Source organism: Azospirillum sp. TSH64, assembly GCF_003116035.1.
In the GTDB taxonomy this organism is placed as follows: Bacteria; Pseudomonadota; Alphaproteobacteria; order Azospirillales; family Azospirillaceae; genus Azospirillum.
The window spans coordinates 6,740,400-6,766,544 of the sequence record NZ_LGQW01000015.1 but is presented as its reverse complement, the minus strand read 5'-3'; the positions used below and the strand labels follow the sequence as shown (position 1 = coordinate 6,766,544).

The window sequence follows — 26,145 nt, the reverse complement described above, 5'->3', positions numbered from 1 at the left end:
CTTCTCCTGCGGATAGTCGGCGAAGCGCGCCTGCGCCGCCTTCACCCGCACGATCAGGGCGTTCAGGTCGGAAAGGGTCGTGACGGTCATGGTCATCATCCACTTGCTGTCCGGGGGTGCGCCGTTCGGGCGCGCCGCTGCGCTCCGGGACGCTGAGGCGTTCGGTGCGCAGCCAGAATTTTGAAAAGAAGCGATGGGGGGGTCAGAAGCCGCCGGCGAGGTCGGCCAGGGCGTCGCGGTCCAGCAGGTCGAGCTTGCCGCCGACCAGGATGCGGATCAGGCGGCTCGACTTCAGCTTGGTCAGGGTGCGCGACACGGTTTCGGTGGTCAGGCCCAGATGGTCGGCGATGTCGCTGCGGCCCATCGGCAAATCGATGGTCTGCTCGCCACCCTTGCGGTCGCTGAGGCGCAGCAGGAAGGTGGCGACCTTCTCGGCGGCGGTCTTGCGGCCGAGCAGAACCATCTGGTCCTGTGCGGCCATCAGTTCCGAGGTGGTGGCCGACAGCAGCTTGCGGGCGAAGGCCGGCTGGGCATCCATCAGGGCGTCCAGCTCCAGGCGCGGGATGCGCTGGATGGTGGTCGCCGTCACGGTTTCGGCGGTGTAGAGATACTGGGCGGCGAAGGCCAGACCCATCATGTCGCCGGCCTGCAGGAAGCCGATGATCTGGCGGCGGCCGTCGGGCAGCATCTTGTAGAGGCGGACCATGCCGCTCATCACCCGGAACACCGAACCGGCGGCGTCGCCCTCGGTGAAGACCGTGGTCTCACGCTCGTAGACCTTGGCGTGGCCCAGGCTGGCGAGCGGGTCGGCGGGGTTGCGCGGCTGGATGGCGGCACCGACGCCGGTATTCGGCGTCATCGCCAGGGCGGAGACCAGATAACCAGGGACGGCGCGGTTGGCGTGAGCGGCAATGGCGGCGTGCGTGGACATGGTGACCTCGGCCTTGACGGTGCGATGCGGTCCGGTTCGTTCCGGTGTGCATCCGATGGCCCGAAGCTAACTTTCCACCGCCGGCCTGTGCAGTTCGGTGATGTACCTAAGGAAGTTTGCGTACGTAAGTGTACCTACATACCGGGTGGCAATATCAGGCGGCGGCCGGCATCAGGCCGTTCAGCATGTCGATCAGCTGGCCCTCGTCGAACGGCTTCTCCAGCACGGCGATGACGCCGGCCTCGCGGGCACGGGCGAAGGTGGCGGGATCGCCGCGGCCGGACACCATGATGACCGGCATTCCGTGCAGGTCGCCGCGATGGCGCTCCAGGAACTCCAACCCGCTCATCACCGGCATGTGCAGGTCGAGAACCAGGCAGCCCTGCGGGTTTCCGTCATAGCGGTCGAGGAAGTCGCGGCAGGACGAGAAGTCCCGCACATCGAAGGAAAAGGCTTCCAACAGCGCTTTCAGCGAGTCGCGGACCGGCTCGTCGTCGTCGACGATGTGGACGATGCCGGCACCCGGCATCCCGCCCGGCCCGGTGCCAGACCCGTTGCCCGGCTCATTGCCCAGGCGATCCATGACGGCCTCCGAACTTCCATAACAGACAGACAACAGCGCCGACGGTGCGGCGCGTCATGGAAGATAAAAGGAGGCCGGGGGCGCCGATATAAGGAGCAATGCGTATGCGGCGCGCTTTTGATGCAGATCAGCCGCCGGGAACGACACCGGCGGCAATCGCCATGCGGACCAGGGTGGGCAGGCTGTCGGCCTGCATCTTCTCCATCACCCGCGCGCGGTGGATTTCCACGGTGCGCGGGCTGATCGACAGCTCGAAGGCGATGACCTTGTTCGACTTTCCGGCCACCAGCCAGCGCAGCACGTCCAGTTCGCGCGGCGTCAGGGCCGACAGGCGGGCCAGCACCTCCGGCGGGGCGGAGGCGGCGGGCGGGGGAGCCGGCTGTTCCGGGGCCGTGGCCGGCGGGGCGGCGGGCGCCGTTCGGCTTTCCGCCGCGCGGGCCAGGGCGGAGCGGACGGCGGCGAGCAGCGCCTCCTCCTCGAACGGCTTCTCGACGAAATCGACCGCGCCGGCCTTCATGGCGCGGACGGCGAGCGGCACGTCGCCATGGCCGGTCATCACCACCACCGGGATGGCGTGGCCGTCGCGGGTCAGCCGTTCCTGAACGTCGAGGCCGCTCATCTGCGGCATGCGGACATCGACCAGCAGGCAGCCCGGCCGCGACGGCGCGTCGGAGCCGAGGAAGGCGAGCGGCGTGGCGAAGCTTTCCGCCCGGAAGCCGGCGCATTCCAGCAGGACCTGCAGGGAATCGCGGATGGCGTCGTCGTCGTCGACGATGAAGACGGTGAGGTCGGCGGTCATGTCGGACACTATAGCATGGGCTTGGGCATCAGCTGGCATCGTCGGCATCCGCAGCGGACAGGGAGGCGGACAGCGGCACGGTGAAGGCGAAGCTGGCGCCGGTGGATGGCGGCTCGGCCGGCGGTTCGGCAGCCGGCTCCAGCCACAGGCGGCCGCCATGGGCTTCGATGATCGAGCGGCAGATCGACAGGCCCAGCCCCATGCCGCTGCTCTTGGTGGTGACGAAAGGCTGGAACAGCTGGGCGCGCACCGTCTCCGGCACGCCGGGGCCGCTGTCGGTGACGGAGACGCGGCGGAAGGCCTCGTCCGCCGGCTCCGGGCCGGTGCGGACGGTCAGCACCCGCGGCCCGCCCTCGGTGCCGCCCATCGCCTCGATGGCGTTGCGGACGAGGTTGAGGATCACCTGCTGGACCTGCACCTTGTCGATCAGCACCTGCGGGTCGGCGGGCTCGAAGTCGAAGCGCACATGCAGGCCGCGATCCTTGGCGCCGACGAGGGCGAGCGCGCTCGCCTCCTCCACCACCTTGTTGAGGGATTCGACGGAGCGGTGGGTCTTGCCCTTCTCGATGAAGCTGCGCAGGTGGCGGATAATCTGGCCGGCGCGGGTGGCCTGGGCGCTCGCCTTGTCGACCATGTCCATCGCCTTGGACACCGTTTCCGGGCGTTCCATCAGGCGCTTGGCCGCCTTGGCGTAGTTGATGACGGCGGTCAGCGGCTGGTTCAGCTCGTGGGCCAGGGTCGAAGCCATCTGGCCCATGGCGCTGACCCGGCTGACATGCAAAAGCTCCGACTGGAGTTCCTGAAGGCGCCGCTCGGTTGCCTGCCGTTCGGTCAGGTCGCGGACGAAGCCGGTGAAGCAGCGCCGGCCGGCGAGCAGCACCTCCCCCACCGCCAGCTCCATCGGGAAGACCGAGCCGTCGCGCCGCTGGCCCGACACGATGCGGCCGATGCCGATGATGCGGCGCTCGCCCGTCCGGCCGTAGCGCTCCAGATAGCCGTCATGCTGCTCGCGGTAGGGGGACGGCATCAGCATGCTGATGTTGCGCCCGGCCACCTCCGCCGCCGCATAACCGAACAGCCGCTCGGCCGCCGGGCTGAAGGATTCGATCAGCCCCGTCTCGTCGATGACGATGATCGCTTCCGGCACCGTCTGGAGGATGGAAGCCAGCCGCGCCTCGCGCTCGCGCAGCGCGGTCTCGGCCAGCCGGGAGGCCGTCAGGTCGCGGATGATGCCGATATAGACCGGCGGGCCATCCTGGCCCGCCTCCCCCACCGACAGATCCATCGGGAAGCAGGAGCCGTCCTTGCGCTGGCCGGTCACCTCGCGGCCGATGCCGATGATCCGCCGCTCTCCGGTGCGGTGATAGCGCTCCAGATAGCCGTCATGCTCCTCCCGGTAGGGGGCGGGCATCAGGATGTTGACGTTGCGGCCGACCACCTCGGCCGCGGTCCAGCCGAAGAGGCGCTCGCAGGCGGGGTTGAACGAGGTGATCCGGCCGCGGTCGTCGATGATCACGACCCCGTCGGGCACGGTGTCCAGCATCGCCTGCAACTGCGACAGAGCACCCAGGTTCTGTTCCCGGTCACCGGCCCGGCTATCGTCCGCCACGTCCCACCCTCGACCTCTCATCCTTCGTCGGCAACAGAGTAGTTGAGTACAACCGTGGGTCAAGGCTGGCGATCAGGGCCGGCGATCAGGGGCCGGCGGAGGCCGGGGCGGAGATGGCGCCGCTCAGCAGGGCGTCCTGCTCCAGATCGTCGACGGCGAGATTCTTGGCCTTGGCCTCCACCTCGAAGTCGGCCCAGGAGAGATGATCCGCCACCAGCCGGTTGACCGCATGGTTCCACATGCGCTGGGAGTGCGCCCGCAGATCCCTGGTCGTCAGCCCGCGCGCCGCCAGCGCGGCATAATCCGGCAGGCTGTCGGCCGGCCAGCCGGCCAGCAGATCCTCGCGCGACACGCTGATGTGGGCGACCGGCCGTACCCCGCGCCAGGAGCCGGCGACCACGGCGATGCGCGGATCGTCGGGGCGCAGATACTCACCCTGGGTGCGGACCCAATGGTGGTGGAGGTCGAGCACGATGGGCACGATGTCGGCCAGCGGCAGCAGGTCGTCCAGGCCGAAGGACATCTCGTCGTTCTCGACCGTCAGCAGGTTGCGCGCCTCCTCCGACAGCAGGGCATGGCCGCGGCGGAAGCCGGCGATCCCCTCCCCGCGTCCGCCGCCATGGATGTTGACGTGGGCGCCCCGTGGGTGCCAGCCGCCGGTCAGCCCCATCGTCCGCAGGATGTCGGCATGGTACTCCAGCTCCGCCACCGCATTGTCGAGGGTGGAGGGGTTGGCGCTGTTCAGCACGCAGTACTGGTCCGGGTGCAGCCCGATGCGGATGTCCGCCTCTGCGGCCTTGCGGCCGGCATGCTCCAGCCCGCTCCGCACCAGCGCCTGGACACCGGGCAGGCGGTAGAGCGGCCGCCCGACCTCGTGCGTATAGGCCGGCAGCAGCCCGCTGTTGACGCGCAGCAGGCGGCGGTAGGCCGGATGCCGGGCGACCTCGTCCAGTTGCAGATGCAGGGACTGGAGGTTGCGGCGCAGGACCTCCGTCAGCTTTTCCTCGGCACGGGCCGGGCTCAGCCTGCTCAACGTCGCGATGGTGACGGTGCCGGGATTCATGCGCTTGGCAAGTCCGGCGTCGCCATCGGGCGGAACATACTGGCAGCACCAGCCGAAACGGGCGGCGGACGGCGGCATCGGAGCGGAGGTGTCGGGCATCGGTCGGCATGATGAAGCGGACGGGCCGCTTAATATGGACCGCGGATCCGGCGCTTCCACCGCAAGCCGGGTGCGGACGGTCTCAGCCCATGCGGCGCAGCGCTCCCGTTGCCATTGCACGTGGATCCGGTGCTGCCGCCTCACACGGTGCCGCGTCGGCAAGGGCTTGCAGCCGGTCGGCCAAGGCGCGTTCCGGGGCGCAGAGTTCCTCGCACAGGGCGCGCATCTCGGCGATGGAGGGGCGCCATTTCCGGCTGCGGCGCCAGTGGCGCGCGGCGGCATCGAGCACCCAGGCCGGGTATTCCCCCAGATCCTCCGCCCAGTCGAGCGCCATCATCCGCTCGACCTCGGGCGACAGCCCCTTGGCCGGGAAATGGCTGAGCAGTGTCAGGACGCGGCCGAGCAGATGGTCGCTGTCGGCGGGGGCCAGCACGGTCTCGGACAGATCCTCAAGGGTCTGGCGAGCGAGTGCCGCCTCAACGGCGGTGACGCCGGCCGGGGGAAACCATTGTTCGATCATGCCGTCGAAGCCATCCTCGCCGAAGCGCGGGCGCCGGTCGGTTCGGCCCTGGGCCAGCAGTTCCTGAAGCGGCGGCGGAAGTGCCGCGGTCAGCCGGATCCGGCGCTGGGGAGCCGGCAGGTTCGGATCGAAGGCCGCGGCCGGCGAGGCCGGAAGATGGGGCCGCGGCAGAGCGGTGACGGTCGCCTTTCCGGGGGCGGCGCTTCTGGATCCTGCGGTCATCGGTCGTCCCTTCATCGCCAGGCGGGAGCGGTGGCGGAGCGACGGCGCAGTTCGTCGGCGGCAGCACTCCAGGCACCGAGGCGCTGTTCGGTCGTGGTGGATTTGTGGGCGGACTTGCGGACGGGTGCGGCGAAGGCCGGGCCGTTGCCGGAATGGGGGGGAGCCTTGCCGACGGCGGCGTCCTGCGACAGCCATGCCCTCCAGGCCGATGAGATGTCGCGGTAGCGGTAGCCATGGGCCCGGCAGCGCAGGATGAAGCCTTCGACATGGCGGCCGAGGTCGATCTCGGCATGGCGGGCCGTGGCCCAGGCGAGGTCGTCGGCGGTCGGCATCCAGCCTTCCGGAACCTCCTGCGGTCGTGACTGAGCGCCTGCCTGTGCGTCCGTGGGCTCGCCCGAAGCGTGCGAGTCCGGAATCTGTTTGAATTGGACCTGTTCCTGACTCGCAGGCGGACAGGGGATGTGCGTGGCGGAGTCATCCCTGTCGGCCATCGGAACAGGGCGATCCGCGGCGGCGGCATCCCGCTGTTCCGTTTCCTGGCCGCTGCCGTCCAGCGGGGTGAAGCGCAGGCGGTAGAGGCAGGACAGGCGGGCGCCGTCACGGCCGCGGCGGTGTTCGATGCCGACCAGCCCGAGGTCGCTCAATGACTGGATGATGCGGTTGACGGTCGGGCGCGAGCGCTTGAGTTTGGCGGCCAGCGTCGATTGCGACGGCCAGCACAGGCCGCTGTCGTCGGCGAAGGTGGCGAGCGCCGCCAGAACGGCGAAACCGTCGGCCTCCAGGCCGGGATGCTCCAGCCACCAGGCGGGAATCCGCCCCCATCGGCGGGTGTCGAGAGGGTGTCCGTCCGTTGGCGGCGAGGGGAATGGCGACGATTTGGGAGACGGTTTTGGCAACATGGGGAAACTCCGCAAGGCATGGGGACCGGCCGGCGGCCAGCGGGGGAGGCTGCCGGACGGCCGGTGAACTTGCGGGGAAGGATTCCGCCGGTCGTGCCGGCCGTCGAATCGCGGGCAAATGGGACAGAGTCCTTTGTGTCCCGTCGGCTCGCGATTCTGTCCCATCGGCCCGCGACCCTGTCGCCTTTGCCCGCGGTTCGGTCGGCTTTGGCCGCGCCAGCGCTGCGAATCGGATCCGATCCCGTTTGCCCGCGCTTCGCCCGAATCCCACCGCCGGTCCCCTGGACAGCTTGTCCCATTTGCTCGCGTTTGGGGCGGTTTCCCGCGGTTCGCAGGACGGACTGTCCCGGCCGGCAGCGCCCCCTGCCCTGCGGCAAGGCTGATTCGGCGCGGCATCGGTCCCATTTGCCCGCGGTTGGGCGGTCCATCGCAGGATGTGCGGTCCGGCTTGTGTCCCGAATCCCCGCGTTTGGAGACCGCCGCACCTTGGGCTGTCCCATTTGCCCGCGCTTCGTCGCTCTGGCGCGGCGGGGCGCGGCGGAATCGGCGGACCCGAGTCTGTGTCCCGAATGCCCGCGCTTCGCCGGTTCAGCCGCGATTCGCGGCGGGCGGGACCAATCCGGCGGCGTCGGACGGGGGCGGTCCAATCCAACCGCGGGCATTCAGGACACAGGCGCGGGCAATTCCTACACAAGCGCGGCCAAATGGGACACAGGGCTTGGGCTTCAGTCCTCCCCGCCGGTTGCCTCCGTCCGATGCCAGCCCCTATCGTGGCCTTTGGCGAGGAGGGATGAGCCATGAGCAAGGCGAACGCGGTCCAGCTGACTCTGTTCGAGATGGAGGACCGCAGTCAGTCCCATATGATCGCGCTTTACGACACGGCGCCGCGGTTCGTGTTCGTGTCGAAGGGCCGGGGGACCGAGCCGGAACTGCCGGCCGCCAACGCGTTCGTCCAGTCGGTCCACAAGGAGTTTCCCTTCAAGGACGCCCTGTTCTCGCTGACCTTGCAGCCCGCCCGCATCTACCGCCCGGCCAAGCCCGGCCCCGGCGAGGATCCGGCCGAAAAGCGCATGGTCGAGTATGAGGTGTTTCCGTCGGAGCGCGAGCAGATCGTCGAGCAGGTGGTGCGCCGCCTCGCCATGGACCGCTCGCGCCTGTCGCTGATGGGCGACAAGCAGGACCGCGTGCGCGTGCATTTCTCGCTCTACGAGATCCGGCGGGAGCTGCGCGCGGTCAACCGCACCATGGACACGGCGGAGATCCGCGAGGCGCTGGAAATCCTCGCCCGTACCCGGATGATTATCAGCAAGATGCCGGAGAACGGGCGCAAGTCGGCGCGGCCGGTGCTGGAATCCTCGGTCTTCCCCACCCTCTACATCCGGCCGCGCACCGGCGAGGGCGGCGAGGAGGACGAGAACGACACCTATCTGGAATTCAACGCGCTGGTCGCCTCGGCCATCCGCAACCTGGAATTCAAGCCGATCTCCTACCAGTGGATCATGCGGCTGAAGAGCCCGGTGGCGCGCTGGCTCTACAACCGCCTGTCCATCGAATATGGCGATCTCGACCTCAGCCGCCTGCCCGACGGCGCCCACGACGTGCCGCCGATGACGCTGTCGGCCGACGACATCATCAACAACAGCGGCATGAACGAGTGGAGCCGGCGGCGCGACACGCTGCGCACCGTGACCTCCGCCGTCGATTCGCTGGTCGAGGAGGGCATCCTCGATCAGGTCGAGAAGACGGTGTCGAAGGATGGCCGGCGCATCAACGATATCGAATACATCATGATGCCGAGCCGGAAGTTCCTCGATCAGGTCCGCCGCGGCAACTTCGTTCAGGAGGCGAACGCCGCCACCTTCCGCGCCATCGCCGGCAGCGACGAACGCCCCAAGGAGTTCCTGCCCATCACCCCCGGCCAGAGCGTCGAACTGCGCCGCCGCCGCAGCACCCTGCTGGGCGCGCGCAGCGGCCAGGGCGAAGGCTGACATTTTCGAGCGTAAAGCCTGGTGCATCAGGCTTTACGCTTGCCGTCAATCGCCGGGCGCGGCCATCCGGCCGCTTGCCTTCGGGAGGCAAGGCGGCCTCAGCGGCGCCATCCTGTTCAAGTGACCGGAGACGATCGAGCGGTTACTGGCAAGTCGCCTGGTATTTCGGAGTGCTCGTGCCGATGTTGAGGGCATAAGCGTGGCAGGTCTTGGTCCACTTGTTGTCTTTGTAGATTCTGACGGTGATGTGATAATAGGTCTGGTCGAGGGTCGTGCTGCCGCCCTTGTGCCACCATTTGGTAATGCCAAGGTCGGTCTTCGCGACGCTGTTGTAGCCATTCTTGATCGACTCGTCCGCCGATTGCTGCAGCGCCATTTGGACGGTGATCTTCGTATCGGGCGCGGTGAGCGCCAATTGCGCCGCCGTGATCGGAGTATAATTGTCGCAGTTGGTTTCGGAGGCGCAGACATAAGTCGCCGCCGGCGCCGCGGTTGCGAACAGACCCGACAGGCCGACGGCAAAGGCGAACGCCAGACCAAACCGTTTTTTCATCGCTGATTCCTCCTGCACGTGACCGGGGAGCATGAACGCGCGCACTCGCCCGCGAGGTTGTGATGAGAACGCGCGTGAGGGTGACGTTAGTTGCGCTTCAGGTTGTTCTCAAGCGAAAGATGCATTTTTAGGGATATAAAGACGAGATACATACAAGTATAAGTATGTGGTGTCTTGTGAGGATGGCGCGCAGCAGCGCGCGCCCTGGTCGAGCGGCTTGCCGGCGTTCCGCGACGCTCGACGGTGCAAGACATCCCGAAGCGTTGGCGCATGGCCGGTCGACATCTGCTCTAATCGCCTCCCCCCGGCGGACAACCGCCGGCTGGCCTGCGACTTGGGAGATGAGCGATGCAGACGTCCGATGGACGCAGCGAAAAGGAAAAGATGCTGGCCGGCGATCTCTATGACGCCTCGGCCCCGGAAATCCAAGCGGATCAGGCCGCCGCCAAGGAGTGGATGGTCCGCTACAACGCCGCCCTTGCCCTGCCCGCCGGCGACCGGCGCAAGCTGCTGCTGGAGCGGTTCGCCGCGGTGGGCGACGGGGCGGTCATCCGCCCGCCCTTCCATTGCGACTACGGCTACAACATCAGCCTCGGCGACGGGGTGTTCCTCAACTTCAACTGCGTCATCCTGGACGTCGTCGCGGTGACCATCGGCGACAAGACGCAGATCGGGCCGGGCGTCCAGATCCTGACCGCCGACCACCCGCGCGACTTCGCCACCCGCGAGGCCGGGCTGGAGTTCGGGCGGCCCATCCGCATCGGCCGCAATGTCTGGATCGGCGGCGCTGCGCTGATCCTGCCGGGCGTCACCATCGGCGACGACGCCATCGTCGGTGCCGGAAGCGTGGTGACACGCGACGTGCCGGCCGGCGCCACGGTGATGGGAAACCCAGCCAGGGTGCGCTGAACCGTTTTCCGTTTTTTCACAAGCGGTTCGTTTCTTCACAAGACGGGGTGCGGCCACGACCGGTGGTGGCACCCCGTTCCGGCGGCGAATGCCGCGGCCGGAGCCCAGCCCTCTCCACCCGGTGCGGATCCGAAGATTACGAAGTAATCCTCCCTTTGCGGTAAAACGGGAAACGCCCTCTACGGGATGGTTGTTTTTCTTTGTTTGCCCCTTAAAATAAAACGATCCCGAGAGATCGGTAAGATAACAAATAATTAGAAACAATCGACGGCGTAAAACATCGCCGCATGTCTTTCAAAAGTCCCGAATTCGATCTGCCGGCAAGGCGGGGTTTGAGGGATTTTGTCCGGGAGGATGCCACATGCGCGAGACGCAGCCCCGTTTTCTGCGCCGTTTCCTATCCCATGCCGATTTTCTGCATCGCCGCCGCGGACGGGAGGCCGGGCATTCCTTGGCACCGGGCCCGGGCAGCGTCCGCCCCTGCTTTGCGGTGCTGACGGTTCTGGCGCTGCCGATGCAACTTGACGGGGTGACCGGGCGGCTCGACGGGAGGGGCGATGCCGCAGGCTCCGGGGCGGGCGGCGGCTGTTGCCTGCTGGTGGCCGGGGAGGAGTCGGGCGAGGATGGCGGGGCCGGCAGCACGCTCGACTCCTGGCTTGTCGTGCGCGAGAAGCCGCATGCCAACAACGCCCGGCAGGTCGACACCGTCGCCACACATACGACGGTGCTGCCGAAATCCGGCGAGGCGGCGACCGACTGGCGGCTGATGCCCTTTGTCGCCGCCCAGACGTCGGGCGGCCTGCCGGGGCAGCCGATCCCGCTGTCCATCGTCGTCACCTCTCCCTACGGCCAGCCGAACCCGCAATACGAGGCGATCACCTTCGTGCTGATCGACAATCTGCCCGACGGTGCCAGCCTGTCGCGGGGCCAGCGGAGCAGCGACGGGGCCTGGAAGGTGCCGCAGGAGGAACTGTCCGACCTGACCCTGAGCCTGCCGGCCGAAACCGCCGGCCCGCTGTCGCTGCGCATCACTGCGGTGACCGATCACGGCGGCGGCGTGGTCGCCAGACAGGCGGTGACGCTGGCGGTGCCGGTCGTGCAAGCCGGTGTGGCCGACAATTCCACTGCCGACCCTCCGGCACAGGGGGGCTCGTCTCAGGGAGGCCCGGCGCAGGTCGTGGAGGCAGCGGCGAAGCCGGACATGGCGGAACCGGCGGTGTCCGGAAGCTCCTCTCCTGCGGCGGTGCCGGAGCCGCAAGAGCCGGAGCCGCAACAAGGCGAACCGGCGGTCGCCGAGGCACCGGCCAATCTTCAGGCCGACCCGCCGGTCAACCCGCCGGCGGAGGCCCCGGCAGCCGTTCAGCCGCCGCCGGATCCGCCGGCTGCCCCTGTGGCCGTCACCATGCCCGTTACCACCGCCACCCCCGCGCCGGCCTCCGTCGCCGTTGCCGCCGTTCCGGCGGTGGCCGCTCCCCCGCCGGAGCCGCCGCGGGCAGAGAAGCGGGAAGAGGTGGTGCACAAGCCGGCCAAGCTGCCGTCCAGCATCCCGGAGGCGGCGCTGATGAAGCGGGGCGACGACCTGTTCGCCCAGGGCGATCTGGCGGGCGCGCGGCTCTATTACGAGATGGTCGCCGAAACCGGCAATGCGAAGGCGGCCCTCGCGCTCGGCCGGACCCACGACCCGCTGGTGCATGAGCGGCTGCATGTCCGCGGCTTGGCCCCCGATCCGGAGCAGGCCGCCGCCTGGTACCGGCGGGCGGTCGCCGCCGGCAGCGGGGATGCCGAACAGCAACTGAAGAAACTGACCGACTGGCTCGCCGGAAAATCGAGATAGTTGGGCGCAGCCATCGAGGGGGGAAAGCACCATGAAGGCATCGTTGGTCCGCATGCTTGCGCTGGGAGCCTGCATCGCCGTCGGCCTTGCCGGCACGGCGTCGGCCGCCGATCCGCGCGGCGTCACTGCCAACAGCGGCACCGTCGGCATCGTGTCGGGCGGGGTCGAGGGGACCTATGTGCGCATCGCCGCCGATCTGGCGTCGGTGCTGGACGACGGCGACACGCTGCGCGTCCTCCCCATGCTGGGCAAGGGTTCGGTCCAGAACCTGAAGGACGTGGTGCTGCTGAAGGGCATCGATGTCGGCATCGTGCAGTCCGACGTGCTGGCCTATGCCAAGCGCGAGAGGCTCCTGCCCAACCTCGACCGGCGCATCAAATACATCGCCAAGCTCTACAACGAGGAACTGCACATCCTCGCCGGACCCGAGGTGACGCGGATCGAGGATCTGGCCGGCCGCAAGGTCAATGTCGATGTCCAGGGCAGCGGCACTTCGATGACCGCCTCGCTGGTGTTCGACATGCTGGGCATCCGGGTGGAATCGCAGGCGAACGACCAGGCTTTGGCGCTGGAGAAGCTGCGCCGGGGGGAGATCGCGGCGATGGCCTATGTCGCCGGCAAGCCGACCCGGCTGTTCCGCGACCTGAAGGCCGGGGACGGGCTGCATTTCCTGTCGGTCCCGATGAGCGCCGCGCTGCTCGACACCTATCTGCCGTCGCGCCTGACCAGCGCCGACTATGACGGGCTGATCAAGCCCGGCGAGCAGGTCGACACCGTGGCGGTGGGTGCCGTGATGGCGGTCTATGGCTGGGAGCGCGACCTGGAGCGCCATCGCAAGGTCGCCCGCTTCGTCGATGCCTTCTTCAGCAAGTTCGACGAGTTCCTGAAGCCGCCGCGCCATCCGAAATGGAAGGAGGTCAATCTGGCCGCCGACGTACCGGGCTGGACCCGGTTCGAGCCGGCCGAGCAGTGGCTGCGTCAGGCGTCGGCGGCGAAGGAGCCGCAATCCGCCGCCGCCAGGAAGGAGGAGTTCCGCAGCTTCGTCGAGCAGCGCGGGGTGCCGCCCCAGCAGGCGGAGAAGCTGTTCGAGCAGTTCCTGCTGTGGCAGGCGCGGTCCCCGCAATAGGGGGCGCCGCAGTAGGGGGCGCCACGGTCGCCCCCTGCCGTCAGGCCGTCGCCCCCGGTCCGGGAACGGCGCCGGGCGGGCATTTGCCGAGGATGATCATGCCCAGCACCTCGTCCTGCGTCACGTCGGCGACGCGGGCGGTGCCGACCAGCTTGCCGTTTTTCATCACATGGATGCGGTCGGCCAGATCGAACACGTCGTGGATGTCGTGGGAGATCAGGAAGATGCCGATCCCCTCCTGCTTCAGCTGCTTCACCAGCTCGCCGACCTGCCTTGTCTCGGCGGGGCCGAGTGCCGCGGTCGGTTCGTCCATGATGAGAACGCGGGCGTCGAAATGGATGGCGCGGGCGATGGCGACCGACTGGCGCTGGCCGCCGGACAGCGCCTTCACCGGCTCCTTGAAGCGGCGGAAATGCGGGTTGAGGCGGCCCATCACCTTGCGCGCCTCCGCCTCCATCGCGTGGTCGTCGAGCGTGCCCCAGGCGGTCAGCTTCTCGCGGCCGAGGAAGATGTTGGCGGCGGCATCGACATTGTCGGCCAGCGCCAGCGTCTGGTAGATCGTCTCGATGCCGCAGCGCTTGGCGTCGCGCGGGCTCGTGATGTGGACCGGCTCGCCGTTCACCCGGATCTCGCCATGGTCGGCGGCATAGGCGCCGGACAGGATCTTGATCAGCGTCGATTTGCCGGCGCCGTTGTGGCCGAGCAGCCCGACCACCTCGCCGGGGTAGAGGTCGATGCTGACGCCGTCCACCGCCTTGATGCCGCCGAAGGCGATGGAGACGTCGCGCATCTCCACCAGCGGGGTGCTGGCCGTCTGCGGGACTGCCGTTGCGAGAGCGGTCATTTCAACCCCCGGCGATAGAGCGTGTCGACATAGACCGCGGCGACCAGCACGAGGCCGACGACGATGTTCTGCATCGGCGCGTCCACCCCCAGCAGCACCATGCCGGACTGCAGGGACTGCATCACCATGGCGCCCAGCATCGCGCCGAGGATGGTGCCGACGCCGCCGGCCATCGAGGTGCCGCCGATGATCGCCGCGGCGATGACGTACAGCTCGTCGAGCGTGCCGTTGGCGTTGGTGGCGGCGTTCAGCCGGGCGGTGGCGATGCAGGCGGACAGGCCGCACAGCGCCCCCATCAGCCCGAACACCATCACCATCACCCGCCGGGTGTTGATGCCCGACAGCTCCGCCGCCTCCGGGTTGCCGCCGATGGCGAAGACGTAGCGGCCGAAGCGGGTGCGCCGCGACAGGAAGGTCATCCCCACCCCCACCGCCAGCGCGATCAGCACCGGGATGGCGAAGCCGTGGGCGACGAAGGGAAGCCCGCCGTCGGTCGACAGCCCTTGCGCCTCCATCATCCGGCGCACCACCGGGACGGGAAGCGGGTAGCTATTGACCACCAGCACCGCGCCGACGATGGCGGCGGCGACCAGCAGGATCACCACCCCCTCCGCCCACAAGGGCCGGACGGGGAAGCCGAAGCCGGCCCGGCGCCGCCGCGTCACCAGGATGGCGGCGACCGACAGCAGGACGGCGGCGATGCCGACCGCCCAGCTGGGGCCGGCGCCGATGGCGCCCTCGAAGCCGCCGCCCAGCCGTTTGAACAGGCCGTCCATCGGCGCCACCGTCTGGCCGGTCGTCACCCACCACGCCGCCCCGCGCCAGACCAGCAGACCGCCCAGCGTGACGATGAAGGACGACACGCCGAGATAGGCGATGATGGCGCCCTGCACCGCCCCGACCGCCCCGCCGACGGCGACGGCCGCCAGCACCGCCATCACCCAGGTCAGCGGATTGTCGAAGCCCCAGATCTCCGGCAGGAAGCGGGCCTGGAGCACGCCGACCACCATGCCGGTGAAGCCCAGGATCGAGCCCACCGACAGGTCGATGTTGCGGGTGACGATGACCAGCACCATGCCCGTCGCCATCACGCCGACGGACGCGGTCTGCACCGACAGGTTCCACAGGTTGCGCGGGGTCAGGAAGGCGCCGCCGGTCAGGATGTCGAAGCCGATCCAGACGATGGCCAGCGCCCCGATCATCCCGACCATGCGGGTGTCCAGCTCCAGCGCGCGCAGGGCGTCGCCGATGCCGGCCCGCCGTCCGGCCGGCGCTTCCGCAGGAGGCGCCGGGGACAGCGTGGTGGACGGCTCCGCCATCAGTTGCAGGCCTTGACGCTGCCGGGCTTCACGCCCTGGCACACCACGTCCTTGGTCACCCAGCCGGCGTCGATCACCTGGCCGAGGTTGTCCTTGGTGATGGCGATGGGGGTGAGGAACAGCGAAGTCATCTTCTGCTTCTTCGGACCGCCGTCGAAGGTGGCGGCACCGGCGATGTCGGTCATCTTCTTGCCGCCCGCCAGCTCCATGGCGATCTCGGCGGCGCGGCGGCCGAGTTCACGGGCGTCCTTCCACACCGACACCGTCTGGGTGCCGAGCGCGATGCGGTTCAGCGCCGCCTTGTCGCCGTCCTGGCCCGACACCGGCACGGTCCCGGCAAGACCCTGCGCCGCCAGCGCCGCGACCGCACCACCTGCGGTGCCGTCGTTGGAGGCGACCACGGCATCGACCTTGTTGCCGTTCTTGGTCAGGATCTGCTCCATGTTCTGCTGGGCGATGGCCGGCAGCCACTTGTCGGTGTAGGCCTCGCCGACATTCTTCACGTCGCCGCGGTCCATCGCGGCCTTCAGCACCTCCATCTGGCCGGCGAACAGGAAGTCGGCGTTGGGATCAGTGGAGCTGCCCTTGATGAAGGCGTAGTTGCCCTTGGGCTTCATCGCGAAGACGCTGCGCGCCTGGAGCCGGCCGACCTCCTTGTTGTCGAAGGTGATGTAGAAGGCCGACGGGATCTCGATGAGCCGGTCATAGCCGACGACCGGGATGCCTTCCGCCGCCGCCTTCTCCACCGCCGGGCGGATGGCGTCGCTGTCCTGGGCCAGGATGATCAGCGCGTTGGCGCCGCGCGAGATCAGCGATTCGATGTCCGACAGCTGCTTGGCCGGCGAGGACTGGGCGTCGGCCGACAGGTACTTGCCGCCGGCCTTCTCGATCACGGCCTTGATCGCCGCCTCGTCGGTCTTCCAGCGCTCCTCCTGGAAGTTGGACCAGGACACGCCGACGGTGGTGCCGGCGGCCAGTGCCGCCGTCGAGGTCATGGTGGTCATGGCAGCCAGCGTCAGGAACAGGCCGGCGGCGGTCGCGGTGAGGCGGTGCTTCATCGTGTTTCCTCCTTATGTGGCCGTCCGGTCATGGCGGCCTTGTTGATCGACGGAAGCAGAGGGGCTGTGGGGCTCAGACGTAGCGGTTGACGATGTTCTCCAGATACTCCTGCCGGCCGGAGCGCGGCTGGGGGTTGATGCCCGAGGTCAGCGCCCGCTCGGCAAGCGTGGCGAGGTCGCGTTTGCCGGACAGGATAGCCTGACCCTCAGCACCGTCCCAGCCGGCGTAGCGTTCGGCCAGCGGGCCGGTCAGGGCGCCGTCCTCCAGCATCTGCGCCGCCTGCAGCAGGGCGCGGGCGCAGGTGTCGACGCCGCCGATGTGGCCGTGCAGCAGGTCGGCGGGGTCGAGCGACTGGCGGCGGATCTTGGCGTCGAAATTCAGGCCGCCGGTGGTGAAGCCGCCGCCCTTCAGGATGTCGTGCATGACCACCGTCAGCTCGCCGATGTCGTTGGCGAACTGGTCGGTGTCCCAGCCCAGCAGCGCGTCGCCGCGGTTCATGTCGAGCGAGCCGAAGATGCCCAAAGCCAGCGCCAGACCGACCTCGTGCTGGAAGCTGTGGCCGGCGAGGATGGCGTGGTTCTGCTCGATGTTCACCCGCACGTCGGCCAGCAGGTCGTAACGCTCCAGGAAGCCGTAGACGGTGGCGACGTCGAAGTCGTACTGGTGCTTGGTCGGCTCGCGCGGCTTCGGCTCGATCAGGATCGGGCCGTCGAAGCCGATCCTGTGCTTGTGCTCCACCACCATCGCCAGGAAGCGGCCCATCTGGTCCAGCTCGCGCTTCAGGTCGGTGTTCAGCAGCGTCTCATAGCCCTCGCGCCCGCCCCACATGACGTAGTTGGCGCCGCCCAGCGCATGGGTGGCCTCCAGCGCGGCGCGGACCTGACCGCAGGCGTAGAGGAAGACGTCCGGGTCGGGGTTGGTCGCGGCACCCGCCATGTAGCGGCGGTTGGAGAACAGGTTGGCGGTGCCCCACAGCAGACGGACCTTGGCGGTCTCCATCTTCGCCGCGAACAGCTCGGTGATGGCCTTCAGGTTGTCGACGCTCTCGGCCAGAGAGTCGCCCTCCGGTGCGGCGTCGAGGTCGTGGAAGCAGAAGAAGGGGATGTCGAGCAGGCGGAACATCTCGAAGGCGACATCGGCCTTGGCACGGGCCGCCGCCATCGGGTCCTGGCCGGGACGCATCCACGGGCGCTGGAAGGTCTCGCCGCCGAAGGGGTCGCCGCCCGGCCAGCAGAAGCTGTGCCAATAGCAGGCGGCCAGCCGCAGATGGTCCTCCATCCGCTTGCCCAGCACGACGCGGTCCTTGTCGTACCAGCGGTAGGAGAGCTGATCGCGGCTGTCCGGCCCGCGGTAGGCCACCGGGGACAGGTCGCCGAAGAAAGAGGCGGTGCTCAAGACGCGAACTCCTTGGCAAGGGGGTAGAGCCGGCGCCAGCGCAGCCAGGCCTGGCTGTACGCTTCGGCGCGGGCCGGATCGGGGGTGAAGGTCTCCAGGCGGCGGGGCTTGCGGCAGACGGTGGCGGGGGATTCTCCGGTCGCCGCCATGCGGCCGAGATGGGCGGCGCCCAGCGCCGCGCCGACCTCGCCGTCCTCGATGCGATGGATGGTGACGCCGAGCGCGTTGGCGCAGATGCGCGCCCACAGCCGCGAGCGGGAGCCGCCGCCGGCAAGGTCGAAGACGGTCGGGGCGCCCTCCCCCAGCGCGACGAGGTTGTCGCGGGAGGCGAAGGCGACGCCCTCCAGCACCGCCTGCACCATCGCGTCGCGCGTGGTCTCGGCCGACAGGCCGGCGAACAGGCCGCGCACGGTGGCGTCGTTGTGCGGGGTGCGCTCGCCCGACAGATAGGGCAGGAAGGCGACCGGCGAGGGGCCGTCAACGGCATCGCCGAGCGGGGCCAGCAGCTCCGCCTCCGGCGCGCCGAGGGTGGAGGCGGCCCAGGCCAGCGAGGCGGCGGACGACAGCATGACGCCCATCTGGTGCCAGACGCCGGGCAGCGCGTGGCAGAAGGCATGGACCGCCAGCGCCGGGTTGGGCAGGAAACGGTCGGTCGTCCGCCACACCACGCCGGAGGTGCCGAGGCTGAGGAAGCCGTCGCCGGGCGCGATGGCGCCGAGCCCGACCGCGCTGGCGGCGCAGTCCCCTGCCCCGCCCGCCACCAGCGGCGGCGTTTTCATGCCCCAGCGGCGGGCCAGTTCGGGCGACAGCTGGGCGACGGCGTCGGAGCCTTCGGCCAGATCCGGCATGTGGGCGCGGGTCATCCGGGTGGCGGCGAGCAGGTCGTCGGACCAGTCGCGCCGGGCCACGTCGAGCCACAGCGTGCCCGATGCGTCCGACATCTCCTCCACCATGGCACCGGTGAAGCGCCAGCGGACATAGGCCTTGGGCAGCAGCACCTTGGCCAGCGCGGCGAAGACCTCCGGCTCCTCCTCCGCCACCCACAGCAGCTTGGGCGCAGTGAATCCCGGCATGGCGATGTTGCCGCTGATCTCCCGAAGCGTCGGGAGGGATTCCTCCAGGGTCGCGCATTGGCGGTGGGAGCGGCCGTCGTTCCACAGGATGGCGGGACGCAGAACCCGGTTGTCGGCGCCCAGCAGCACCGCGCCATGCATCTGGCCGGAGAAGCCGATGCCGAGCACCCCGGCGAGCGCGTCCGGCTGGCGGGCTGCCAGCTCGTCCACCGCGGCGATGGCGGCGGCGACCCAGTCCTCCGGCTCCTGCTCCGACCACAGGGGATGCAGGCGCGAGACGGTGCAGGGGCGGGACGCGCTGCCGGCGACGGCCCCGTCGGCGTCGGTCAGGACCGCCTTGACGCTCGAGGTGCCGATGTCGATCCCGAGAAACATGACTGTCGACCTTTTCTGATGCCCTGGTTCCGATAAGGTCAGGGCAGGTTGTCGCGCAGGATGACCTGGACCCTGATGTGTTCCTGCGCCGCGACGATCTCCTGGCCGGTGACCAGGGCGTGGAGCACCCGGCCCATCGAGCGCACCTCGTGCCCCGGATCCTGGGCGACCAGGGCGGCGAAGCTGCCGTCCAGCAGCATGCGGCGGGTGGCCGGCGTCAGCTCGTGCCCGACGCAGAGGATCTTGCGGGCGAGCCCGGCCTCGGCCAGCGCCTCGCCGATGCCGACCGAGCCCTCGCCGGTGTTGTAGATCGCCACCAGATCGGGCGTGTCGGCCAGCATGCAGCGGACCAGATCGCGGTTGCGGCCGGGATCGTCGCGGCCCTCCACCGGAGTCAGGCAGGTCAGATGGGGATATTCCTCCGCCAGCACCTGCCCGAAGCCGAAGCGCCGCTCGGCATGGTCGCGCAGGCTGCCCGATCCGGTGACGATGCCGACAGAGCCGCCCGGCTCCCCGGCGCGCGGGGGTCCAAGGAAGCGGCCGACCAGCGATCCGGCGGTGCGGCCGGCGGCGATGTTGTCGATGCCGACATAATGCTGGCGCCGCGAGGACGGGGCGTCGGACACCAGCGTCACCACCGCCATGCCGCCCTCCACCAGATCGTCGATGGCGGCGCGGATGCGCGGATGGTCGAGCGCCACCAGCGCCACCCCGTCGAAGCGGCCCGGCAGGGCGGCCAACTGCGCCGCCAGCGTGTCGGCGTCGAACACGTCGGCCTCGACGATCTCCACCCCGATGCGCCGCGCGCGGAACCAGCCGGCCTGGGCGCGGATGGTGTCGGCGATGTCCATCATGAAGCGGTTGCCGCCGCCGGGCAGGATCACGGCGAAGCGCCAGGAGCGTGCCCGCGCCAGCTCCGCCGCCGCCGCCAGCGGGCGGAAGCCCAGCCGCTGCACCGCGTCCTGCACCTTGCGCGCGGTCTTGGCGCTGACGCCGGGCCGCCCGTTGACCACCCGGTCGGCGGTCGCAAGGCTGACGCCGGCCGCGGCCGCGACGTCGCGCAGGGTCATGGGTCCATCGCTGGCGTGATTGTTCATGCCGCGAACATATTCCTGCAATTTGAGGTGCGCAACTCAAATCTTGAGGTCAGGCTCAAGCTCTGCCATTTGGTGGAGAGTTGCGATGTTGGGCCAGTTCGCGCATGCGGAAATTAAGGTGCGTACATCAGATTGCCGCGCGGCGAGCCGCTCATAAGGCTTAGGAATCGCGAATCGCCCTCCCCAGCCGGTGGCGGCAGTACTCCGCCTGGGCGCCGTTACCTACGATTGCGCTCAAGACCGGAGAACTCGCGGCACTTTAGGCTTGCTCCTCCCTCGTGCCACAGCCAGAAGGGTGGAATGCCGCAGCTGAGAACCCATCAGCAACTGGTCAGCGCCATCGCCGACGCCATCGGCCAGCAGCAGACGGAGGTTCGCGACGTTCTGGCGGCGGTGACGCCCGGCGGGGGGAAATCGCTGTTGCCGGTGATCATGGCGGCGGCGCTGCACAAGGCCGGGCGGATCGACCGGGTCTGCTGGATCGTGCCGCGCGACAGCCTGCGCCAGCAGGCGGAGGAGGCCTTCGTCGATCCGCGCTGGCGCGAGGTGTTGGGACACAGCCTTGCCCTGCGCGCCGCGGAGAACGGGCGCGACCTCTGCCGCGGTTTGCAGGGCTACGTCACCACATATCAGGCGGTGGCCGCCGCACCGGACCTGCATCTCCAGGAGTTCCGCCGCCACCGCTACCTCCTGGCGGTGGACGAGCTGCACCATCTGCCGGCGGTGTTCGACACCGACCGCATGGCGGCGGTGGAGGAGGAAACCGCCTGGAGCCGGTCGATCCTGCCGCTGCTGGAGAATGCGTCGGCCCGTCTGCTGATGAGCGGGACGCTGGAGCGCGCCGACGGCCGGCCGATCCTGTGGCTGCCCTACCGCGCGCCGCAGGGAACGCGGAAGGTGCGGGAGATCGATTTCAAGGCGCCGGGCTGGGCGGTGGTGGGATATTCGCGGCGGCAGGCGCTGGCGGAGAAGGCGATCCTGCCGGTGACCTTCGGCGCGATGGACGGGACGGCCTCCTGGCTGGATGCGGAGCGGACCAACCGCTGGGTCGATTCCCTGTCCAAGGCGGGGGAAAACACGCGCGACGCCCTGTTCACCGCACTGCGCACCGGCTTCGCCCAGGCGATGCTGCGCGAGGCCTACCGCTCCTGCCGGGAGCATCGGGCGAAACGGCGGGCGGAGCTGAAGCTGCCGGCGGGGCGCGACGATCCGGGGCTGGGCAAGCTGCTGGTGATCGCTCCCGACCAGGGGACGGCGCGCTTCTATCTGGAGACGCTGCAAGGCTGGATGCCGAAGGCGCAGGCCGGACGCATGGCGCGGCTCGCCATTTCCGAGTGCCGCGACGCGCAGGAGGTGGTCGCCGCGTTTCGCCTGCGCCCCGAACCGGCGGTGCTGGTCTCCGTCGCCATGGCGTACGAGGGGCTGGACGCGCCGTCGATCACCCATGTCGCCTGCCTGACGCACATCCGCTCCCGCCCCTGGCTGGAGCAGGCGATTGCGCGGGCGACGCGGGTGGACCCGCATGGCGGTCCCTACGACCGGCAGCGGGCGCTGATCTACCACCCCTCCGACGCGCTGTTCGAGCAGTTCCGCACCATGGTGGAGACCCAGCAGGGCACCCGCGCCATGGTGAAGACCCGCCGTCCGCAGCAGGAGCTTCCCTTTGAGCGCTCGACGGAGCGCGAGCCGGAGATCATCCCGCTTGAATCCAACGCCACGGCGCTGAGCTTCGCCGTGGTGGCGCCGGGGCCGGACTTTGGAACGCAGGGGAGGGATCCGGGGGAATTGCCGCTGACGCCGAGTGCGGCGGAGCATCACCTGCGCCAGCGCATCGGGCAATTGGTGGCGGCGCAGGTGATCGAGGACGAGGACAACAACCTCGTCGCCGAGGGGCCGACCGGCTACCACATCTACAACGCCGTGCTGAAGCGGCTGATGAAGAAGGCGCGCTCCGAAATGACGCTGTCGGAGCTGGAGGCGACGGTCGGCTGGCTGGAGCGCAACCGGCTGTCGGACCACCGGCACCTGATCCTCGACGATCCGCAATTCACGTGGTCGACACGGCGGCGGGGGCAGCCGGCACGGATGCAGATGCCTCGCGGACGCGACACCGGAAGAATCCCCTCTCCCCCCCGGGGAGAGGGTTAGGGTGAGGGGGATGCGCTGCGGCCCTTATCCAAAAATCCGGCATGTGCGTCCCCCTCACCCCGTCCCTCTCCCCGGGGGGGAGAGGGAGAAATCGGGGAGGGAGAGGGGCAACGGACAGCGCCCTTCCAGCAGGTCGCGGTCGCGGGTCAGGGCGTCGGCCATGAAGTCGAGGAAGGCGCGGACGCGGCCCATGTGGCGCAAATCCTCGTGGGTCAGCAGCCAGAGCTTCGCGTCGGCCTCCTGCACCGGCTCGCCGATGCGGCGGAAGGCCGGGTCGCGGTCGACCACGCCGCAGGGCAGCAGGCCGAGCCCGATGCCGGCCCGCACCGCCTCCACCGCCCCCGCCACCGAATTGACCCGGTAGCGGACGGAGCCGGCCGGGACCATCCGCTTCATCCAGTGGGCGAGGTTGGTGTGGTCGAAGGACTCGTCCAGCCCGACCCAGGGATGGCGGTCGAGATCGCCGCCGGCGCCCGCCTCCTCCAGATAGCCGGTGCCGCCATAGACGGCGAAGGCGAGGCCGGACACCGCGCGGCCCACCAGATTCTCCGGCGGGCTGGTGGTGGCGCGGATCGCCACGTCGGCTTCGCGCCGGGTCAGGCTGAGCGAGGCCTCCGCCGCCACCAGATCGACCCGCAGGTCGGGGTGGCGGCGGCGGAAGGCGGCGATGTGGCGCGGCAGGACGTAGAGCGTCAGGATGTCGACGGTGGTCACGCGCAGGCTGCCGCTGATCCGGGTGTCGCGGCCGGACAGCAGGCGGTTGGCGGCGGCCAGATCCTCCTCCATCTTCTGCGCCACCCGCTGCATCTCGTCGCCCGCCGCGGTCAGCACATAGCCGCCGGGCAGCTTGTCGAACAGACGGGCACCCATCGCCTGCTCCAGCGCCGTCACCCGGCGCAGGACCGTGCTGTGGTTCACACCGAGGACGCGCGCCGCCGCCGACAGCGACCCATGCCGCGCCACCGCCAGCAAATAGCGAAAATCATCCCAATTGCTGCTACCTAGCATTTATTCCCGCTCATTCCTGCATATGCTTTTTGCAAAACTCCCGAATTTGCGCTTACCAGAGCACAGGTTAGGGTCCCCGCCAAGCGCAGCCTGCGCCATCCCATCGAGACCCGGCTTTCTCCCATGTCCGAGCTGCTTCAAGACCCCTTCGTCCAATCCAGCGTGCTGCCGCTGCTGGTCGGCCTGATCCTGGTCGGCGCGCTGCACCTGCTGCGCCGCCCGCTGGCGGCGGCCGGCATCGCCGCCGGCTTCCTGGTCGTCTTCGCGATGGTGATCGGCCTGCCGGCCCTGCCGCCGCCGTCGAGCATGGGCAAGCTGTTCTGGGCGTCGGCCGCCGGGCTGCTGATCGGCGTGGTCGCCGACGTGGCGGGGATCCGCGGCCGGATCGCGTCGGCGGTGCTGGCGGTCTGGCTTGCCGCATCTCTGCTGTGGATCGCCCTGCCCGCGCTCGACTCGGCGGCGGCAATCGTCACCCTGGTCGTCCTGCTCGGCACGGCGGCGTGGGTCGCTTTTGCCCGCGTTTCGCAGACGCAAGGGGCCGAAAGCCCGACGGCGCCGGCCGCCTCGCTGCTGGCGCTGGCGCTGGCGGTCGGCGGCACCGCGCTGATCGGCTCCTCGGCCTCCATCGCCCAGATGGCGCTGGCGCTGGCGGCGTCGGCCGGTGGGTTCCTGCTGTGGAACTGGCCGGTGGAGCGCCATGGCTGGGGCCTGTCGGGCCGGGTCGCCACCGGCATCGCCGTCCTGCTGGCCGCCGTGCTGGCCCTGTTCACCCAGACCCAGGCCGCGGTTCTGTTGCTGGCCCTGCCCGCCCTGTTCGCCGGCCATGTCCGCCGCTTTCTTCCCCAGGGCGACGGCCCGGTCGGCCGCGCCGCCTCGTCGGCCGCCGTCACGGTGGTCGCTGTCCTTCCGGCGCTGGTCGCCATCGGCGCGGCCTTCGCGCTGAGTGGCGGCGAAGCGTCGCCCTACTGATCCTTCCTTCCAGTCAATCCTGTTTTCCGGAGTTCCGTTCATGAAGAAGACCCTGTTTGCCGCCGCCCTGTTCGTCGCGACGGCGACCGGTGCCGTTTCCACCGCCTTCGCCGCCCCGGTCAGCTACAAGATCGACCCGGCGCACACCGCCGTCGCCTTCATCGTCAACCATGTCGGCTTCTCCAACGTGATCGGCCGCTTCAACACGGTCGGCGGCGAGGTCAGCTTCGACAAGGACGCTGTCGAGAAGAGCACCGTCACCGTCACCATCGACACCACCAGCGTCGACACCAACCACGCCAAGCGTGACGAGCATCTGCGCTCGCCGGACTTCTTCAATGCGAAGGAGTTCCCGAAGATGACTTTCAAGAGCACGAAGATCGAGAAGACCGGCGACAAGACCGGCAAGCTGCACGGCGACCTGACCATGCTGGGCGTGACCAAGCCGGTGGTGCTGGACGTCACCTTCAACAAGGACGGCGTCAGCCCGGCCAGCAAGCTGGAGACCGCCGGCTTCTCCGCCCGCGGCACGGTCAAGCGCACCGAGTTCGGCATGAAGTACGGCGCCCCGGCCATCGGTGACGACATCCAGCTGCTGATCGAGGTCGAAGCGGTCAAGTCCTGATCGCCGGCAGTCTTCGACTGTTGCAGAGTGGGAGGGGCCGGTTCGCCGGCCCCTTCGCCTATGTGCCGATTGGAATGGAGGAACCGCGATGCCGCAGCTTGTGAACGGTGTTTGGGAAAAGGGCGACATCGCGGCCAGCGAGATCAAGGGCGGCGCCTTTCACCGCGAGCCGACCCGCTTCCGCGACTGGATCACGCCGGACGGCGCGCCGGATGCCGATGGGAAGCCGACATTGCCGGCGGTGGCCGGACGCTATCATCTCTATATTTCCTATCTGTGTCCCTGGGCCTCGCGCACGCTGATCTTTCGCGCGCTGAAGGGGCTGGAGGGGGTGATCGGCATGTCCGCCGCCGAGCCGGTGCTGGGCGAAGACGGCTGGGTCTATGGCGAGGAGCAGGATGGCGGACCGGGCGTCGGCCGCTTCCGCCATCATTACAGCCTCTATACGGCGAGCGACCCGACCTACACCGGCAAGGTGTCGGTCCCGGTTCTGTGGGACCGGCAGGAGGGGCGGATCGTCAACAACGAGTCGGCGGACATCATCCGCATCCTGAACGGCGCCTTCGATGGGCTGACCAGCAACCGGCTGGACCTCTATCCCGAGCCGCTGCGGCCGGAGATCGACCGCTGGAACGAGCTGGTCTATACGACCGTCAACAACGGCGTTTACCGCTGCGGCTTCGCCAAGTCGCAGGCCAGCTACGACGAGGCGTTCGACGCGCTGTTCGCCACGCTCGACCGGCTGGAGGAGCGGCTGTCGGCCAGCCGCTATCTGGCTGGCGAGCATCTGACCGAAGCCGACTGGCGCCTGTTCGTGACGCTGGTGCGCTTCGACGCCGCCTATCACGGCGCCTTCAAGTGCAACCTGCGGCGGATCGGGGATTATCCCAACCTGTCGGCCTATCTGCGCGAGCTGTACCAGTGGCCGGGCATCCGCGAGACGGTGAAGATCGACCATATCAAGACCGGCTACTACACCAACCCGGCGATCAACCCGACGCTGATCGTGCCGAAGGGGCCGGCGCTGGATTTCGACCGTCCGCATGATCGCGACCGGCTGCCGGGCAAGGGCATCTGGCAGCGCGGCTGATACAGCGA

The 26,145-nt window shown here is 69.0% G+C and carries 23 protein-coding genes; 8 read left to right on the top strand and 15 right to left on the bottom strand.

The features are described from left to right. Positions 1 to 202 precede the first annotated feature (202 nt). The 7 genes from TSH64_RS31815 to TSH64_RS31785 all read right to left on the bottom strand — a co-directional run bounded on the left by TSH64_RS31815 (position 203) and on the right by TSH64_RS31785 (position 6,725). Positions 203 to 931 (bottom strand): helix-turn-helix domain-containing protein, encoded by a 729-nt coding sequence (locus tag TSH64_RS31815; RefSeq protein ID WP_109451173.1) that lies wholly within the window; start codon positions 929 to 931, stop codon positions 203 to 205. Between the two features lie 154 nt (positions 932 to 1,085). Beyond that, the gene (locus TSH64_RS31810) at positions 1,086 to 1,514 is read right to left on the bottom strand and encodes a response regulator (protein WP_247873258.1); all 429 of its coding nucleotides are present in this window, start codon (positions 1,512 to 1,514) and stop codon (positions 1,086 to 1,088) included. A gap of 127 nt (positions 1,515 to 1,641) precedes the next feature. Then, on the bottom strand, positions 1,642 to 2,313 hold the full coding sequence (locus tag TSH64_RS31805; protein WP_109451171.1) for a response regulator: 672 nt from the start codon (positions 2,311 to 2,313) through the stop codon (positions 1,642 to 1,644). Between the two features lie 28 nt (positions 2,314 to 2,341). Next, the gene (locus TSH64_RS31800) at positions 2,342 to 3,922 is read right to left on the bottom strand and encodes a PAS domain-containing sensor histidine kinase (RefSeq protein WP_247873257.1); all 1,581 of its coding nucleotides are present in this window, start codon (positions 3,920 to 3,922) and stop codon (positions 2,342 to 2,344) included. Positions 3,923 to 4,007: 85 nt separating this feature from the next. Further along, positions 4,008 to 5,084 carry a UV damage endonuclease UvsE gene (locus tag TSH64_RS31795; protein WP_199237709.1) on the bottom strand — a complete coding sequence of 359 codons (1,077 nt, stop codon included), beginning with the start codon at positions 5,082 to 5,084 and terminating at the stop codon, positions 4,008 to 4,010. A gap of 82 nt (positions 5,085 to 5,166) precedes the next feature. Beyond that, positions 5,167 to 5,826 (bottom strand): hypothetical protein, encoded by a 660-nt coding sequence (locus TSH64_RS31790; protein ID WP_109451164.1) that lies wholly within the window; start codon positions 5,824 to 5,826, stop codon positions 5,167 to 5,169. 11 nt (positions 5,827 to 5,837) lie between these two features. Then, positions 5,838 to 6,725 (bottom strand): helix-turn-helix domain-containing protein, encoded by an 888-nt coding sequence (locus TSH64_RS31785; RefSeq protein WP_247873256.1) that lies wholly within the window; start codon positions 6,723 to 6,725, stop codon positions 5,838 to 5,840. Between the two features lie 797 nt (positions 6,726 to 7,522). Between TSH64_RS31785 and TSH64_RS31780 the strand changes: the two genes are divergently transcribed. Then, on the top strand, positions 7,523 to 8,713 hold the full coding sequence (locus TSH64_RS31780; protein ID WP_109451160.1) for a plasmid replication protein: 1,191 nt from the start codon (positions 7,523 to 7,525) through the stop codon (positions 8,711 to 8,713). A 142-nt stretch (positions 8,714 to 8,855) separates the two neighbouring features. Here TSH64_RS31780 and TSH64_RS31775 read toward each other — a convergent pair whose 3' ends face one another. Next, positions 8,856 to 9,266 (bottom strand): hypothetical protein, encoded by a 411-nt coding sequence (locus TSH64_RS31775; RefSeq protein ID WP_109451158.1) that lies wholly within the window; start codon positions 9,264 to 9,266, stop codon positions 8,856 to 8,858. 348 nt (positions 9,267 to 9,614) lie between these two features. Between TSH64_RS31775 and TSH64_RS31770 the strand changes: the two genes are divergently transcribed. The 3 genes from TSH64_RS31770 (at position 9,615) to TSH64_RS31760 (ending at position 13,135) form a co-directional block, all read left to right on the top strand. After that, positions 9,615 to 10,175, top strand: coding sequence for a sugar O-acetyltransferase (locus tag TSH64_RS31770; protein WP_109451156.1), 561 nt, complete (start codon positions 9,615 to 9,617; stop codon positions 10,173 to 10,175). A gap of 451 nt (positions 10,176 to 10,626) precedes the next feature. Further along, on the top strand, positions 10,627 to 12,009 hold the full coding sequence (locus TSH64_RS31765) for a sel1 repeat family protein (protein WP_146208091.1): 1,383 nt from the start codon (positions 10,627 to 10,629) through the stop codon (positions 12,007 to 12,009). Between the two features lie 31 nt (positions 12,010 to 12,040). Continuing rightward, positions 12,041 to 13,135, top strand: a complete 1,095-nt coding sequence (locus tag TSH64_RS31760) for a TAXI family TRAP transporter solute-binding subunit (protein ID WP_109451151.1) — start codon at positions 12,041 to 12,043, stop codon at positions 13,133 to 13,135. A gap of 40 nt (positions 13,136 to 13,175) precedes the next feature. On the opposite strand, the gene TSH64_RS31755 is transcribed toward TSH64_RS31760, so the two are convergent. The 6 genes from TSH64_RS31755 to TSH64_RS31730 form a co-directional block, all read right to left on the bottom strand. Beyond that, on the bottom strand, positions 13,176 to 13,979 hold the full coding sequence (locus TSH64_RS31755; RefSeq protein WP_109451149.1) for an ATP-binding cassette domain-containing protein: 804 nt from the start codon (positions 13,977 to 13,979) through the stop codon (positions 13,176 to 13,178). After that, positions 13,976 to 15,298, bottom strand: a complete 1,323-nt coding sequence (locus tag TSH64_RS31750) for a sugar ABC transporter permease (RefSeq protein ID WP_109451147.1) — start codon at positions 15,296 to 15,298, stop codon at positions 13,976 to 13,978. Before TSH64_RS31750 ends, TSH64_RS31755 begins: the two co-directional genes overlap by 4 nt. Then, positions 15,298 to 16,356, bottom strand: coding sequence for a D-xylose ABC transporter substrate-binding protein (gene xylF, locus TSH64_RS31745; protein ID WP_199237708.1), 1,059 nt, complete (start codon positions 16,354 to 16,356; stop codon positions 15,298 to 15,300). Before xylF ends, TSH64_RS31750 begins: the two co-directional genes overlap by 1 nt. 73 nt (positions 16,357 to 16,429) lie before the next feature. Beyond that, positions 16,430 to 17,752, bottom strand: coding sequence for a xylose isomerase (xylA, locus tag TSH64_RS31740; RefSeq protein ID WP_109451145.1), 1,323 nt, complete (start codon positions 17,750 to 17,752; stop codon positions 16,430 to 16,432). Beyond that, positions 17,749 to 19,200 carry a xylulokinase gene (xylB, locus tag TSH64_RS31735; RefSeq protein ID WP_109451143.1) on the bottom strand — a complete coding sequence of 484 codons (1,452 nt, stop codon included), beginning with the start codon at positions 19,198 to 19,200 and terminating at the stop codon, positions 17,749 to 17,751. Before xylB ends, xylA begins: the two co-directional genes overlap by 4 nt. Before the next feature lie 38 nt (positions 19,201 to 19,238). Then, the gene (locus tag TSH64_RS31730; RefSeq protein WP_109451141.1) at positions 19,239 to 20,297 is read right to left on the bottom strand and encodes a LacI family DNA-binding transcriptional regulator; all 1,059 of its coding nucleotides are present in this window, start codon (positions 20,295 to 20,297) and stop codon (positions 19,239 to 19,241) included. 300 nt (positions 20,298 to 20,597) lie between these two features. Between TSH64_RS31730 and TSH64_RS36690 the strand changes: the two genes are divergently transcribed. Further along, positions 20,598 to 22,445 carry a DEAD/DEAH box helicase family protein gene (locus TSH64_RS36690; RefSeq protein ID WP_282188140.1) on the top strand — a complete coding sequence of 616 codons (1,848 nt, stop codon included), beginning with the start codon at positions 20,598 to 20,600 and terminating at the stop codon, positions 22,443 to 22,445. A gap of 54 nt (positions 22,446 to 22,499) precedes the next feature. Here the strand turns inward: TSH64_RS36690 and TSH64_RS31720 are convergent, their stop codons facing one another. Further along, positions 22,500 to 23,453, bottom strand: a complete 954-nt coding sequence (locus TSH64_RS31720; protein WP_109451139.1) for a LysR family transcriptional regulator — start codon at positions 23,451 to 23,453, stop codon at positions 22,500 to 22,502. 123 nt (positions 23,454 to 23,576) lie between these two features. Here TSH64_RS31720 and TSH64_RS31715 point away from each other — a divergent pair, with 123 nt between their 5' ends. From TSH64_RS31715 to TSH64_RS31705, 3 genes are all read left to right on the top strand, one after another. After that, positions 23,577 to 24,422, top strand: coding sequence for a hypothetical protein (locus TSH64_RS31715; protein WP_109451137.1), 846 nt, complete (start codon positions 23,577 to 23,579; stop codon positions 24,420 to 24,422). Between the two features lie 40 nt (positions 24,423 to 24,462). Beyond that, positions 24,463 to 25,047: a YceI family protein gene (locus TSH64_RS31710; protein WP_109451135.1), complete on the top strand. Its 585-nt coding sequence runs from the start codon at positions 24,463 to 24,465 to the stop codon at positions 25,045 to 25,047. 88 nt (positions 25,048 to 25,135) lie between these two features. Continuing rightward, entirely contained in the window at positions 25,136 to 26,137 is a 1,002-nt protein-coding gene (locus TSH64_RS31705) for a glutathione S-transferase family protein (protein WP_109451133.1), read from the top strand. Positions 26,138 to 26,145: the final 8 nt, after the last annotated feature.